The organism is Bradyrhizobium sp. 132, from assembly GCF_023074185.1.
GTDB lineage: Bacteria > Pseudomonadota > Alphaproteobacteria > Rhizobiales > Xanthobacteraceae > Bradyrhizobium.
Genome location: NZ_JADPKY010000067.1, coordinates 39,635 through 54,235 on the forward strand (window position 1 = coordinate 39,635; position 14,601 = coordinate 54,235).

The following is a 14,601-nucleotide window of genomic DNA, read 5'->3' on the forward strand; positions in this document are numbered from 1 at the left end:
TCTTTCGTCATTGCGAGGAGCGAAGCGACGAAGCAATCCAGGCTGCCTCCGCGGAAAGATTCTGGATTGCTTCGCTTCGCTCGCAATGACGAAAGGCGTGACGGAGGAAAAACTATCCCCCCACCGCGCCCTGCGTATTCACGTACAACGCGTAGATCGATTGGCTCGCGGCCATGAACAGGCGGTTGCGCTTGACGCCGCCGAAGCAGAGATTGGCGCAGCGTTCGGGCAGTGCGATGCGGCCGATCATGACGCCGTCGGGCGCGAACACCACGACGCCGTCGAGCTCGGGATCGCCCATGCCCCAGCCGCACCAAAGATTGCCGTCGATGTCACAGCGCATGCCGTCCGGCGTGCCCGGACCCGCATCTATGTGGACGCGCTTGTTGGAGATCGTCGTGCCGTCTGGCGAGACGTCATAGGCGAGAATCTTGCGGTTCGGCACGCCGCGTGATTCCACGACATAAAGAATCTTCTCGTCCGGCGAGAAACACAGGCCATTGGGCCCCAGCACGCCTTCGGCAACGATGGTCGCCTTGCCGGTTGAGGGATCGAACCTGTAGACGTTCGGCTCGATCTCGGGCTCGGCCTTGTATCCTTCGTAATTGCCGAGCAGGCCGAAAGTGGGATCGGTGAACCAGACCGCGCCGTCGGACTTCACGACGACGTCGTTCGGCGAGTTGAGCTTCTTGCCGCCGAACGAGTCCATCAGCACGGTGATGCTGCCGTCATATTCGGTGCGGGTGACGCGTCGGCCGCCATGCTCGCAGGTGACGAGCCGGCCCTGGCGGTCCCTGGTGTTGCCGTTGGCGAAATTCGAAGGTTTCCGGAACACCGAGACCGCACCGGTCTCCTCTTCCCATTTGACGATGCGCTGGTTCGGAATGTCGCTGCACAGGAGATAGCGCCCGTCGCCGACCCAGACCGGTCCCTCGGCCCAGCGCAGGCCGGTCGTCAGCCGCTCCACCGCCGAGAGTTTCAGCCAGTATTTTTCGAAGCGGGGATCGAGTGCACTGATCGCCGGATCGGGGTAATACGTCGCCGGCCGCCAGCCTTGAGGCCGTTCCTGGTTCTGGGACGATGCATCGTTCATGTGCAATTCTCGTTGTTGCGTTCCCTCTGTCCAAGTCTGCTAGCATCAGATATCTACGGCCGCAAATCGGCTGCACATACGAGGAAAGACATGCCGCGCATTTTGATGACGGGAGCTTCGGGCGGGATTGGAACGCGTTTGCGAAAACTGCTGCCGCCGATCTATCCGGACCTGCTGCTCAGCGACATCCGCCCGCCGGCCGATCTCGGCCCGAACGAGCAATTCAAGGCGGCGGATCTGTCCGACCTTGCGCAGTGCGAAGCGATCTGCGAGGGCGTCGACGGAATCATCCACTTCGGCGGCTATTCGGTTGAAGGTCCCTGGAATGACATCCTCCAGGCCAACATCATCGGCGGCTACAATCTTTTCGAGGCGGCGTATCGCAAGGGCGTCAAGCGCGTGGTGTTCGCCTCCTCGAACCATGCCGTCGGATTCTATCCGCGCCACCACAAGATCGGCACCGACGTTACCCCGCGCCCCGACGGCCGCTATGGCGTCAGCAAGGTGTTCGGCGAAGCGGTCGGCGCCCTCTACGCCGACAAGCATGGCCTGAAGGTGACCTGCCTTCGCATTGGCAATTTCGGCGACGTGCCGCTGGACCTTCGCCGGATCTCGATCTGGCTTAAGCCGGAAGATCTGGTGCAGCTCTGCCAGATCGGGCTCGAGCATCCCGACATTCATTTCGAGGTTTTCTACGGCGTGTCCCTGAACGAGCGCGCCTGGTGGGACAACCACCGCGCCTACGAGTTCGGCTACCGCCCCACGGGGCGCTCCGAGGACCACGTGGCGCATGCGATGGCCGAGCAGGCCAAGATGAAGCCCGATCCGATCGGCGATCACTATCAGGGCGGCGCGTTCTGCAGCAACGAGTTCGACGGCGACACAAGCCGGATCATCGATTGGAATAAGCGATAGGGGCGGATGATTCGCAAATCTAGGGCCTCGGAATCGACGCCCTAGACCACGCGTTTGCCGGTCTGGGCCGCGATGGGCCTCTGCACAAAATACATCAGGATCAGGGAAATCACCGCCGTCGTCACGACGACGTATCCCAGCCGGTCGAAATGCCGGAGCGTACCGTCGGCGTCCTGCGCGATCAGCGCGGCGGCTAGCACGGAGCCGAGCCCGCCGGAGAGTTGTTGCAGGGACGCGCCGACCGCGCTGAAGGAGCCGCGTTGCGCCGGCTCGGGGATCGCGGAAATCAGCGCCTGCGACGGAATCATGCGCGAGAAGATGCCGACGAACATCAGGACGTTGACCAGGATCGCGACCGTCAGGCTCACCTCGCCGAGATGCGTGTAGATCAACACCATGACGATCGACATAGCGCTGCCGAAGGCAAAGGTCGGGTATTTTCCGAAAGCATCGCTCGCGCGTCCGACCAATGGGCCGATGACGATGCTGAACAGGCCGGAGACGAGATAGATCGTCGGCAGATGCACGATATCGATGCCAAGGTTGTGCACGGTGTAGGCGCTGCCGAACGGCATCAGCATGTAGCCGCCGGTCGCCAGCAGGGTCGTCACTGAAAACGCCATCCAATATCGTGGCTGCGAGACCGTTGCGACCAGATGCCGGAACGGGTTTCTATCCTGCTTCAGCGCGAGATGACCGTTCACCGGCTTCATCAGGAACAGCACGGCGGCCATCCCTATCACCGAAAGGCCGACCAGTGCGCCGAACGCGACGTGCCAGTTCCATTGGTTGGCGAGGAAAAGACCGACTGGGATGCCCAGCACCTGGCTTGCAGCGAAGGCGGTTTGCACGAAACCCATGACGCGGCCGCGCAATTGCAGCGCAAACAGATCGGTCACGATGGCGAGCACGACCGAGCCGATCACGCCGCCGAACAGGCCGGTCACGATCCGCCCCAGCAGCAACAGATGATAGTTGGGCGCGATCGCGCAAAGCGCCGTGCCAAGGGTAAAGCCGGCATAGAAAAACAGCAGCAGCCGCTTGCGATCGAACCGATCGGCAAAGCCAGCCGCCATGATGCCGGAAATTCCCGCGCTGAATGCATAGGCCGAGACCGCCACCCCGAACTGTGCGGCCGAAATATCGAGCGCCGGCATCATGATGGCGCCCAGCGGCGACATGATCATGAAATCGATGATGATCGTGAACTGCACCAGCGCCAGCAGCGCAACCAGGATTGCCTGGTAGCGCGAAAAGCCGCGGGATGGCGCTTGCCGCTCGGCGATCGGCTCCGTCAGAGTTTGTTCGGTCATGGCATTTCATTCGGGAGAAAGATGGATGAGGACGCGCGACGTGGCGCCGGCGGCCGGCCCCTATTTATTTCCGGCTCTGCGAAATTTCGATGGGTTGACAATAGTTTTTATGGCTGTCTCGGCGCGGTGCGCCGGCTTGTCATGAGGTGGCGTTTCGCGGTGAGCTATCAAACCCGCATGGTGAGGAGCCCGCCAAAGCCGCAAGCGGGGAGACGCGAAGGAATGGCCGCACTAACTCGCCTCGCCGGCAATCCGCGCCAGATAGTCTTTCTTGCTGAATTGCATGTGGTCCACGCAGAGTTGGGCCAGCGCCCAGCTGTCGCGGCCCTTCAACAGCTCGATCATCAGTTCGTGCTGGCGCCGCGATTGCGCCAACCCGTCGCGGTCGGCGAGGTTTTTCGCGCGCATCGGCAGGGTCAGGTTCATGTAATCCTGGAGCGAGCGCACCAGATAGGGATTGCCGCAGGCCGCGAACAGCGCGACGTGGAAGGCGTCGTTGGCCTCGTGAATGCCGCGCAGATCCTGCACCTCCGCCCTGGCGCAATACTGCCGTTGCAGCGCGATCAACTCATCGATCAGGTTATGTGGAGCGGGCAGGGGGATCATCAGCGCCGCCTGTCGGGTCAGCATCTCCCGGACCTCGTAGATCTGCCGGACCTCTTCGGCCGAATAGAACCGCACGGTGGCGCCGACGTTCTTCTCGCGCCGGACGATGCCGCGGCGCTCCGCGTCCACCAGGGCCTGACGCACAAAGTGGCGCGAGGTGCCGTAAGCCGACATCAGCGCGTCCTCGGTGAGGCGTGCGCCCGGCGCGAGGCGGCCGAAGATGATGTCCTCCTCGAGCCGCGCGACGACATCGTCCGGATCGTCGCGCCGGATCGTCGTGGCGTCTGCGGTGCGGATGTCGGACATGCCCTCGGCCTCCCGGCGCTTGGCCGGTTCTCTCTGTGGAGCAGGGTAGATCAGGATTGTCAATAATTTGGCCGTCCACCAGCATGTTGATCCAGAAAATGGCGGGTTTGATCTCTGCCTTATTGACAATCAAGGGGCAGGCTGTACGACAATGACCCGGTGATTGGAGTGGCATGATGACGAGTGGGTTGCGCAAAGGGCTGACGAGTTATGGCGATGCCGGCTTCTCGCTGTTCCTGCGCAAGGCGTTCATCAAGGCCATGGGCTATTCCGACGACGCGCTCGAGCGCCCGATTGTCGGCATCACCAACACCTATAGCGACTACAATCCCTGCCACGGCAACGTTCCGCAGATCATCGAGGCCGCGAAGCGCGGCGTGATGCTGTCGGGCGCTATGCCATTCGTGTTCCCCACGATCTCGATCGCCGAAAGCTTTGCGCATCCGACCTCGATGTATCTGCGCAATCTGATGGCGATGGATACCGAGGAAATGATCCGCGCGCAGCCGATGGATTCGGTGATCGTGATCGGCGGCTGCGACAAGACCTTGCCTGCGCAGGTGATGGCGGCGATCAGCGCCGACCTGCCGACCGTGGTCATCCCCGTCGGCCCGATGGTGCTGGGCCACCACAAGGGTGAGGTGTTAGGGGCCTGCACCGATTGCCGTCGCCTGTGGGGCAAGTATCGCGCCGGCGAGATCGACGATGTCGAGATCGAGGCGGTGAATGGCCGTCTCGCGCCGTCGGTCGGCACCTGCATGGTGATGGGCACGGCTTCGACCATGGCCTGCATGATCGAGGCCATGGGCCTGTCGCTGCCGATGAGCGCGACGATCCCGGCGCCGCATGCCGAGCGGTTTCGCCTGGCCGAGGCGAGCGGCAGGGTTGCCGCGGAAATGGCCAAGACCAAGGGGCCGAAGCCGAGCGAGTTTCTGACGCCGGCGTCGTTCAAGAACGCGCAGGTCGTGCTCCAGGCGATCGGCGGCTCAACCAACGGCCTGATCCATCTCACCGCGATGGCGCATCGCTCGCCGCACCGGCTCGATCTCGGGGTGTTCGACCAGATCGGCCGCGAGGTACCGGTGCTGGTCGATCTCAAGCCGTCCGGCGAGCACTATATGGAGCATTTCCACCACGCCGGTGGTGTGCCGAAACTGCTGGCGCAGCTTGGAGATCTCGTCGATCTCGACGCGAAGACGATCACGGGCGAGAGCCTGCGCGATATCGTCGCGAATGCGGAAGACGTGCCCGGCCAGGACGCAATCCGTCCGCGCGACAATCCGATCAAGAGGGAAGGCGGCCTTGCCGTCCTGCATGGCAATCTCGCGCCGCGCGGTGCGGTCATCAAGCAGTCGGCTGCAAGCCCGAAACTGTTGCAGCATACCGGGCGCGCGGTGGTGTTCGAATCCGTCGAGGACATGACCTTGCGGGTTGACGATCCCGATCTCGACGTGAACTCCGACGACGTGCTGGTGCTGCGCAATGCCGGGCCGAAAGGCGCGCCCGGCATGCCCGAGGCGGGCTATCTGCCGATCCCGAAGAAGCTCGCGCGCGGCGGCACCAAGGACATGGTGCGCATTTCCGACGCGCGCATGAGCGGCACCGCGTTCGGCACCATCGTTCTCCACATCACACCGGAATCCGCTGTCGGCGGACCGCTGGCCCTGGTGAAGAACGGCGACATGATCCAGCTTGACGTCGCCAAGCGCAGCATCGAGCTGCTGGTCGATGCGGCCGAGCTGGAACGGCGTCATGCCGCCTTGAAGCCGGCCGCTGCGCCGGATGAAGCGCGGCGTGGCTACGCCTGGCTGTTTAACGAGACCATCATGCAGGCCGACGAGGGCTGCGACTTCGATTTCATGCAGAGGACTGGGAAGAAGACTGAGCAGAAAGACTAAGAGAGGGTGACCAATCACCCGCACGAACGCTCAGACCGCTAAAGCGGCGGGCGATAAAAACAGGGGGAAACGATGATTGCACGATCCATGCTTGGGCTGGCGGCAACGGCCGCTGTTCTCTTCGTCACCGGCGCATCGGCGCAGGAGGTGAAGCATTATCGCTTCGCCTATGACCAGCCGCGCAACACCGGCTATTCCATTGCGGGCGACCTCTTTGCCGACAAGCTCAAGGAATTGAGCAAAGGCACCATGATCATCGATCAATATCCGGGCGCGCAGCTTGGGCAGGAGCCACAAGTGCTCCAGCTCGTGAAGGCCGGTGACGTCGAATTCTCGATCGTCTCCTCAGCCAACACCGCGACCATCTCGCCGCAGGCCGGCGTGATGTCGTTGCACTATTTGTTCCGCGACGAGAACCACGTGGTCAAGGGACTGGCCGATCCGAAAGTGTTCGAAGCCCTCAAGACCCTGATCGACGAGACCACGCAGGGCCTGCACGTCATCGCGACGGGATCGCAGGGCGTGCGTCACATGTACTCGAAGAAGGAAATCCACAACGTCGGCGACATCAAGGGGCTGAAGATCCGTGTGCAGGCGACTGCGACCGAGGACACCATGTTCCCCGCCTACGGCGCCCAGACCGTGCACATGCCGTTCGGCAGCGTCTACACCTCATTGCAGACCGGCGTCATGGACGTCGCCGAGAACAGCATCAATGTCTACCTCGTCAACAAGCACTACGAGGTCGCGCCGGTGCTCAACATCACCGAGCACGAGGCCAACAACGCGCTGGTGTTCATCTCCGACAAGCTCTGGCAGAGCCTCTCGGCCGAGCAGAAAGGCTGGGTGCAAGCGGCGGGCAACGAGATCAGCACGAAGGAGCCGGCAAAGGCCTTCGATCTCGAGCGCAGCGCGGCCGAGAAGCTGAAGAAAATGGGCGTGAAAATCGTCGACAACGTCGACAAGAAGAGCTTTGCGGCGATCGCCGACCCCTATCTCGACAAGCTGGCCAAGGAGCTCGGCCCGCATGCCGTGAAGATCAAGGATTTGATCCGGTCGGTCAATTAAGCCGCCCCTGTGGTCATCCTTCGAGACGCCCGCCTGCGGCGGGCCCTCAGGCTGAGGTCACGTTTTCAGGCGAGATTTTAGACCCTCATGGTGAGGAGCCCGCCGCAGCGGGCATCTCGAACCATGCAGGCCGAGCACGTTCGGCAGCTTCCGAGCTGTCGCCTGCGATAGCTCCGGGACGACGGGAAAGTTGAATGGCCATCGCCGACAAACTGCTGGTGCAACGGCAACGTCATCTGAAATGGCGCGGGCTCGACTGGCTCGAGCTTGCGCTGATGATCCTCTGCGGCGTGCTCTGCTTCGGCTTCTCGCTGTCGGTGACCGCCGACATCGTCACCCGCACCATCGGCCATCCCTGGCTGTGGCTCCAGGAAGTCACCTCGACGCTGTTCATCTATGCGATCTTCGTCGGCACCGCGGCTGCGACCCGGCGCAACGACCACCTTTATCTCACCGCCATCTCCGAGGCGATGCACGGCACGTCGCGGCTGATCGTCGAGGTGATCATCCGCCTTGTCGTGCTCGGCGTCGCCTTCGGCCTGATCTGGTACGGCTACCAGAATTATCTCCGCGGCTTCGGCAGTTTCCGCCTGCCGTCCGGGACGCCGATCGCTTCGCTCTACGCGATCATCCCGCCGTCGGGCGTGCTGATCGGCCTGTTTACCATCGAGCAGCTCGTCAACGGTTTGCGCAACGGTTTTGACCACCCCGAGCCGCCCGAGGAGGACGGAGCGCACGTCATCACCGACGCACAGATGAGGGCGCAGCCGTGAGCGCACCCATTGTCCTGGCATTGATGACGATCTGCTTCCTGTCGTTCGGCTATCTCGGCGTGCCCGTGCCGTTCTCGCTGATGGCCGGTGTCTTCATCGGCGCGCTTCTCTCCGACGTGTCGCTCGCCGCCATCATCCAGAAGATCTTCGACGGCGTCGATTCCGAGGCGCTGCTGGCGATCCCGTTCTTCCTGCTGGTCGGCGAGCTCATGAGCTCGGCCAATGTGGTGGTACGAATAGCCAATCTCTCGGTGTCGCTGGTCGGACATATCAGGGGCGGGCTGTCGCAGGTCGTGGTCGTCTTCAGCATGTTCTTCTCGGAGATGTCAGGCTCGACCACGGCCGACGTCGCGGTGATGAGCCGCGCGCTGGGCGGCCCGATGAAGCGCGAGGGCTACGAGCCCGCCTTCATCGCCGCGATCATCGCCTCCGCCTCGACCATCGCAGCGCTGGTGCCGCCGAGCATCACCGCTGTGGTCTATGGTGCCGTCGGCAACGTCTCGATCGCCGGTCTGTTCATGGCGGGCGTCGTGCCGGGGCTGATGATCGGCTTCGGGCTGATGATCTACTGCTATTTCTTCGGGCCCTCCGGCCTGCGCAAGCCGCGCGCGCCGCTGCGGCAGGTGGTGTTCGCGGCGGGCGATGCGGCGCTGCCGTTGATGATCCCTGTCATCCTGCTCGGTGGCATTCTCACCGGCTGGTTCACGCCGACGGAAGCGGGCGTCGTGGCCGTCGTCTGGATTGTCGTCGTCGTGATCCCCGCGCTCAACCGCGGGCACATCAGGAAGATCCCGTACGATTTCTGTCTTGCGGGCCTGATCTTCTCGCTGCCGCTGATCACCATCGGCGCCGCCAATGCGTTCGGCTGGATGCTCGCTTATCTGCGCGGCGCAAGCTACATCGCCGATGTCATCACCTCGATGGCCGGCAACGATCCGCACCTGATCATGCTGTTGATGGTGCTGCTCTTCACCGTGGTCGGCGACTTCATCGAGCCTGTGCCGACCATCATCATCTTCATGCCACTGGTCAACGCACTGACGGAAGCCGGCGACATCAACGCCGTGCATATGGGCGTGGTGCTGATCGCAACGCTGGCCTTCGGTCTGATCACACCGCCCTACGGCCTGGTGCTGCTGATGGCGTCGAAATTCGTGGGCGTCAGTTTTGCAAAAGCGCTACGCGCCGCGTTGCCGATCTACCTCGTGTTCCTTGGGACGATTGCGTTCGCGATCTACTTCCCGAGCGTGGTTCTGTGGCTGCCGCAGAAAGTGCTGCCGGAATCGGTCGGATGCTTCAAGTCGCCGGCGGGCACGGGCTATATCTGTCCCAAGTAAGCCTGCTTGAGTGAACGCTACTTGCTCTTGCTGGTGAATTTCTTGACCGCGGCGCGGAACTCCTCCGTGTTCATCGCCATGATGATCTTGTGCTCCTCGGCGTCGAGCTGCTGCCTCACCGGCGTTGTGGCGGCCTGGTAGACCAGCGATTTGGTGCCGGCAATCGCAGCCGCCGGGTTCCGCGCCAGCAGCTCGGCGAGTTGTCGCGTCGCCGCCTTCAACTCCGTCGCGGGAACGACCTTCGCGACCAGGCCCCATTCATGGGCCTGCTGCGCGGTAAAATTGTCCTCGGACAGGAAGATCTGCAGCGCGCGGCGGGAGCCGACCGTGCCGACGATGCCGACCGTAGAGCCGCCGTCCGGCGACACGCCGATCTTGGCGTAGGCTGGCGTGAATTTGGCGTCGTCTGCAGCGATGCAGAGATCGGTGACAAAGGCGAGGCCCATGCCGGCGCCGGCGGCTGAGCCGTGCACGCTGGACAGCGAGATCTTCGGCATGCGCCTGATGATCTCGATGAAGGCATGATAGTGCTTCAATAGCTCGCCGACGACAGGCGTCACCGTGTTGGCCTCGGCCGCCGCACCAATCGTCTGCAGATCGCCGCCTGCTGAAAAGGCGCGGCCCTCGCCCTCGATCACCACAATTTTGATGTCGTCAGCGCTCTCGATATAGGCCGCGAGCTGCTCGAGCTTTTGCGCAATCGCCAGATTGATCGAGTTGAACGCGGCGGGGCGGTTGAGCGTGATGGTCGCAATCGGGCCGTCGATCCGCAGCAAAGCGGGGTCGTCGGGTTGGGAGATTGGAGCTGGCATCGGAAAATTCCCGGCAAGAGGTCGCTGCCGCAACTAGATCGCAGAAGGCAAGGGGTGACAATCCCCGGCCGCCAGTGCCCCGCCCGGTGCTCTTGCGCAAGCCGGAACGATAGGCTCAAATGTATCTGCCTTTGCCGAGGGACGGACACGAGCGCCGGCTCCTCCTGGGCCAGAAAATCAAAACCAGCGAGAGAGGAGACGACATGGGTTACGCTCGTGTCTCCGGAAATGGGCTGTTCCGATGACGGATGGTCCAGTGATTATTGTCGGTGCCGGTCATGGCGGCTACCAGGTCGCGGCATCCCTGCGCCAGGCAGGTTTTTCCGCTCCCGTCTGCCTGGTCAATGACGAGGCGCATCTGCCCTATCAACGGCCGCCGCTGTCCAAGGCCTATATCAAGGGCTCGGCCGGGCCGGAGAGCCTGATGTTCCGGCCGGAGAAGTTCTACCAGGACCAGACCATCGAACTGATCGCGGGCCGCGTGGTGTCGATCGACCGCGCGGGGCGCAAGGTACTGTTCGCGTCAGGAAAGACGCTGCCTTACGGCCATCTCGTGCTGGCGACCGGCGCGCGCAACCGTTTGCTCGATCTGCCCAACGCCAATCTCCCTGACGTAAAGTATCTGCGCATCCTCGACGAGAGCGAGGCGCTGCGAAAGATCATCCGGTCAAAGACACGCGTCGTGGTCATCGGTGCCGGCTTCATCGGACTGGAATTCGCGGCCACTGCGCGCATCAAGGGGCTGGAGGTCGATGTGCTTGAACTCGCCCCGCGTGTGATGGCGCGCGCCGTGACGGCGGAGGTCTCGGAGTATTTTCAGGCGCGGCATCGCGAGGCCGGCATCCGCATTCACCTTGGCGTACAGGCAACCGCGATCGAGGCTGAGGGCGGCAAGGTCACCGGCATCTCCTTGAGCGACGGAAGGCATCTGCCCGCCGATCTCGTCGTGGTCGGTGTCGGCGTGCTGCCGAACATCGAGCTTGCGGCGGAGGCGGGGCTGCCGGTTGCTGCCGGCATCATCGTCGACGAATATCTCTCGACCGCTGATCCTGATATCTCGGCGATCGGCGATTGCGCGTTGTTCGAAAGCGCGCGCTTCGGCGGTTCGCTGCGCGTGGAATCGGTGCAGAACGCCACCGATCACGCCCGCTGCCTCGCGGCGCGGCTGACCGGCGACCGGAAGGCCTATGACAGTCATCCTTGGTTCTGGAGCGACCAGGGGGACGACAAGCTGCAGATCGCGGGCCTCACCACCGGCTACGACCGTGTCGTGCTCCGCGGCGATCCCGCCCGGAAGGCGTTCTCGGCGTTCTGCTACAAGGGCGAGAAGCTGCTCGGCATCGAATCGATCAACCGCGCCGGCGATCACATGTTCGGCCGCCGCCTGTTCGGCCTGGATCGCTCGATCACGCCGGAGCAGGCCGCTGATGAAAGTTTTGACCTGAAAGGCGCGCTGGCGTGATCAGCTCGCATTGAGGACGGCGGCGACTACCGCCGCCGTAGGCATCGACGGCCCCGCGCCCATGCGCTGCACGGAGATCGAGGCGGCGGCATTGGCGAACGCGAGTGCCGCGCGCAGTGCTGCGCCGTCGGCGAGTTGTGCCGCGAGCGCTCCCACAAAACAATCGCCCGCGCCTGTGGTGTCGATCGCCTTCACCGCGCGACCGGCCACCGACAACTCCTCGCGTCCGGCGAGCGCGAGCACGCCGCGCTTGCCGAGCGTGACGCAGATGGTCTGGTCCTCGCGCGCCTGAAGTTTTCGCGCGACGTCGATGATCCGCGCAGCCTCGTCACTCTCAGACAACTCCACGCCGGCGAGGAAGCCGAGCTCGGTCTCGTTCAGCACGAGGATGTCGACGAGCGTGAGCAATTCGCCGGACATGTTTTGCGCCGGGGCCGGATTGAGCAGCGTCGTGGCCCCGGCCGCACGGGCGCGCCGGAAGAACGCGGCAATCGTCGGCAGCGGGATTTCGAATTGGCTGACGGCAACGTCGCCTTTCAACATCGGTACAACGCTGACATCATCAGCGCCGACCAGCGCATTGGCGCCGGGAATGACGATGATGGTGTTGTCGGCGTCCGCCACGGTGATAATCGCGGTGCCGGTGTGGGCCTCAGTCGTCTCCTGGAGGTAGCCGAGATCGATGCCCTGATCGCCAAGGAAAGCCTTCAGCTCACCTCCAAACGAATCCTTGCCGAGCCGTCCGATCAGCGTGGTCCTCGCGCCGAGCCGCGATGCCGCGACCGCCTGGTTCGCGCCCTTGCCGCCCGGGAAATACAGTACCTGCTTGCCGGCGACGGTCTCGCCGACCCGGGGATGGCGATCGGCTGTCGCCACTACATCCATGTTGATGCTGCCGGCGACGAAGACGCGTCCCATCATGACTCCTGCGAACGCTAGACCCTGGCCTCGAACTCGTGCCTGACTTTGGCGATGTCGACAAGCGTCGGCAGGCCGGCTTCGTTGCCTAGACGCTGGATCTTGAAGGTCGAGGCGGCGCGGGCAAAATCAAAGTGCTCGCGCCAGCTTTTGCCGGGATGGGCGAGATAGGAATAGACATAGGCGCCGTGGAAGACATCGCCGGCGCCGTTGGTATCGATCACGCGCTCGCGCGGGATCGGCATCGCCGGCATGATCTCGACCGCGCCTGTTTCGTTGTACCAGAGCAGGCCCTTCTCACCCATGGTGATGCCGCCGATCTTGCAGCCGCGGCTCTTGAGGTAGTCCAGCATCTTCTCCGGCGTCAGGTCCATCTGTTCGCACAGGCGCTCGGCAACGATTGCGACGTCGATGAATTCCAATAGCTCATGCGTGTTGGTGCGCAGGCCGCCGCCGTCGAGCGAGGTCAGGATGCCGGCCTCGCGGCAGACTTTCGCGTAATGGATCGCGGCATCGGGCTGGTGGCCGTCGACATGCAGCGCGCGGCAGCCGCCGAGATTTAGCATCGGGAACGGATGGATGTGGTCGTCGTCGCGGCAGCGGACGATGGCGCGCTTGCCGTCCTTCGGCATGATGAAGGACAGCGAGGACTGGTTGACCTTCCGCCCGTGCAGCGAGATCGCGTATTTCGCGCACATGTCCATGAACATGCGACCGAGCCAGTCATTGGCCGCGGTGGCGATCAGATCGGGCACGATGCCGAGCTTGGCGCAGCAGAACGCCGCTGTCACCGCGTTGCCGCCGAAGGAAACCGCGTAGTCGGAGGCCACGTGCTTCTCGTCGCCGGTCGGCATGTGGTCGGTAATGAAGACGACGTCGATATAGGTCTGTCCGATAAAGAGAGCCTGCATTGATTGTCCGTGATGCGCTTTGTGGTCCCGGCCGGCGCGCTTACTGTAGCACCGGTCCCGCTGAGGGACCGCTGAAATTATTCGCAAAACTGCCGCCCGAAGCGCTTGAGGTCGGCATAGTGCCGGAATACGACCATCACCGGGCAATGCCAAGCCCGGGCGAATGCCGTCTCTCGTTCCACGGTTCCGGGCCGATCCAACAGGGGGAAAACATGATCACCGGCCTCGATCACATCGTCGCTCTGGTCAGGGATATCGGTACGGCCAAGGCGGCCTATCAGACGCTGCTCGGGCGTGCGCCGGCGTGGCAGAACTCGGGCGAGGGCGCTGACCGGGTGCTGTTCACACTTGCGAACATGACGATCGAGTTGATGGCGCCGAACGGATTCAGCGCGACCGCCGACCGCATGCGCGCGCTGCTCGGCGATCAAGAGGGTGTGCTTGCCAGCCTGTGCTTTCGTGTCGCAGACATGGGTAAAATGCACCGGCGGCTGGAGCGGGTGGCGCTCAAGCCGGATGGTGTTGCCGAGGTCGAAAGCAACGACGCGCAGAGCGGTGCGGTCCTCCGCTGGAAGCGGACGCGCGCCGCCACGGAGCTCACGCGCGGCGTGCGCATGTTCTTCCTCGAACTGGCCGATGAGCGTCCGCTTTCGCCTGCGACCGATATCGCGCCGATCGATGCGCTCGACCACGTCGTGATCATCACCGAGGATTCCGAACGCGCCGCCGCGCTCTACGGCGCGCGGCTCGGGCTTGATCTGGCGCTCGACCGCTCGCACCAGGATTGGGGCCAGCTGATGTTCTTCCGCTGCGGCGATCTCGTCGTCGAGGTGGTGCGCCGCCCCGTCGCGGGCGGCGACTCCCTGCATGACCGCCTTTGGGGCCTGAGCTGGCGGGTGATCGACATCGACGCCACGCGCGCCCGCCTGATCGCTGCCGGGCTCGACGTCACCGAGGTCCGCAACGGCCGCAAGCCGGGCACGCGGGTGATGACGGTCAGGGCCGGCACTTGCGGCATCCAGACGGTGCTGCTGGAGCGCTCGCCGAAGCCGGTGGAGTAGGTTAGGCCTTTCCCCGTCATTGCGAGCGCAGCGAAGATTCCATGGGGAGTGGATAGCGACCAAGTCTGAGGCCAGACTGAGGTTGCAATACCACCCAACCTGGAGACGACGATGTTGCTCGATCATCC

General features: G+C 63.4%; 13 protein-coding genes. 7 read left to right on the top strand and 6 right to left on the bottom strand.

What is annotated here, in order from left to right; all coding sequences use genetic code 11:
* Positions 1–112: 112 nt before the first annotated feature.
* On the bottom strand, positions 113–1,093 hold the full coding sequence (locus tag IVA74_RS10905; protein ID WP_247342726.1) for an SMP-30/gluconolactonase/LRE family protein: 981 nt from the start codon (positions 1,091–1,093) through the stop codon (positions 113–115).
* Between the two features lie 90 nt (positions 1,094–1,183).
* Here IVA74_RS10905 and IVA74_RS10910 point away from each other — a divergent pair, with 90 nt between their 5' ends.
* On the top strand, positions 1,184–2,008 hold the full coding sequence (locus IVA74_RS10910) for an NAD(P)-dependent oxidoreductase (protein WP_247342729.1): 825 nt from the start codon (positions 1,184–1,186) through the stop codon (positions 2,006–2,008).
* A gap of 41 nt (positions 2,009–2,049) precedes the next feature.
* On the opposite strand, the gene IVA74_RS10915 is transcribed toward IVA74_RS10910, so the two are convergent.
* Together IVA74_RS10915 and IVA74_RS10920 are read right to left on the bottom strand one after the other, a co-directional pair.
* Positions 2,050–3,321, bottom strand: a complete 1,272-nt coding sequence (locus IVA74_RS10915) for an MFS transporter (RefSeq protein WP_247342732.1) — start codon at positions 3,319–3,321, stop codon at positions 2,050–2,052.
* Positions 3,322–3,552: 231 nt separating this feature from the next.
* Positions 3,553–4,233, bottom strand: a complete 681-nt coding sequence (locus tag IVA74_RS10920) for a GntR family transcriptional regulator (protein WP_247342735.1) — start codon at positions 4,231–4,233, stop codon at positions 3,553–3,555.
* 176 nt (positions 4,234–4,409) lie between these two features.
* Here IVA74_RS10920 and IVA74_RS10925 point away from each other — a divergent pair, with 176 nt between their 5' ends.
* From IVA74_RS10925 to IVA74_RS10940, 4 genes are all read left to right on the top strand, one after another.
* Positions 4,410–6,131, top strand: coding sequence for an IlvD/Edd family dehydratase (locus tag IVA74_RS10925; RefSeq protein ID WP_247342738.1), 1,722 nt, complete (start codon positions 4,410–4,412; stop codon positions 6,129–6,131).
* A 72-nt stretch (positions 6,132–6,203) separates the two neighbouring features.
* The gene (locus IVA74_RS10930; protein ID WP_247342740.1) at positions 6,204–7,199 is read left to right on the top strand and encodes a TRAP transporter substrate-binding protein; all 996 of its coding nucleotides are present in this window, start codon (positions 6,204–6,206) and stop codon (positions 7,197–7,199) included.
* Between the two features lie 194 nt (positions 7,200–7,393).
* Entirely contained in the window at positions 7,394–7,972 is a 579-nt protein-coding gene (locus IVA74_RS10935; protein WP_247342743.1) for a TRAP transporter small permease, read from the top strand.
* Positions 7,969–9,309, top strand: a complete 1,341-nt coding sequence (locus tag IVA74_RS10940) for a TRAP transporter large permease (RefSeq protein WP_247342745.1) — start codon at positions 7,969–7,971, stop codon at positions 9,307–9,309. Before IVA74_RS10935 ends, IVA74_RS10940 begins: the two co-directional genes overlap by 4 nt.
* Before the next feature lie 17 nt (positions 9,310–9,326).
* On the opposite strand, the gene IVA74_RS10945 is transcribed toward IVA74_RS10940, so the two are convergent.
* Complete coding sequence (locus IVA74_RS10945) at positions 9,327–10,121, bottom strand: enoyl-CoA hydratase/isomerase family protein (RefSeq protein WP_247342748.1); 795 nt, start codon at positions 10,119–10,121, stop codon at positions 9,327–9,329.
* A gap of 241 nt (positions 10,122–10,362) precedes the next feature.
* Here IVA74_RS10945 and IVA74_RS10950 point away from each other — a divergent pair, with 241 nt between their 5' ends.
* Complete coding sequence (locus IVA74_RS10950; protein ID WP_247342751.1) at positions 10,363–11,583, top strand: FAD-dependent oxidoreductase; 1,221 nt, start codon at positions 10,363–10,365, stop codon at positions 11,581–11,583.
* Here the strand turns inward: IVA74_RS10950 and IVA74_RS10955 are convergent, their stop codons facing one another.
* Together IVA74_RS10955 and IVA74_RS10960 are read right to left on the bottom strand one after the other, a co-directional pair.
* Positions 11,584–12,501 carry a ribokinase gene (locus IVA74_RS10955; RefSeq protein WP_247342761.1) on the bottom strand — a complete coding sequence of 306 codons (918 nt, stop codon included), beginning with the start codon at positions 12,499–12,501 and terminating at the stop codon, positions 11,584–11,586.
* A 17-nt stretch (positions 12,502–12,518) separates the two neighbouring features.
* The gene (locus IVA74_RS10960; RefSeq protein WP_247342754.1) at positions 12,519–13,412 is read right to left on the bottom strand and encodes a sugar kinase; all 894 of its coding nucleotides are present in this window, start codon (positions 13,410–13,412) and stop codon (positions 12,519–12,521) included.
* 212 nt (positions 13,413–13,624) lie between these two features.
* Here IVA74_RS10960 and IVA74_RS10965 point away from each other — a divergent pair, with 212 nt between their 5' ends.
* Complete coding sequence (locus IVA74_RS10965) at positions 13,625–14,473, top strand: VOC family protein (RefSeq protein ID WP_247342757.1); 849 nt, start codon at positions 13,625–13,627, stop codon at positions 14,471–14,473.
* The last annotated feature ends 128 nt before the right edge of the window (positions 14,474–14,601 follow it).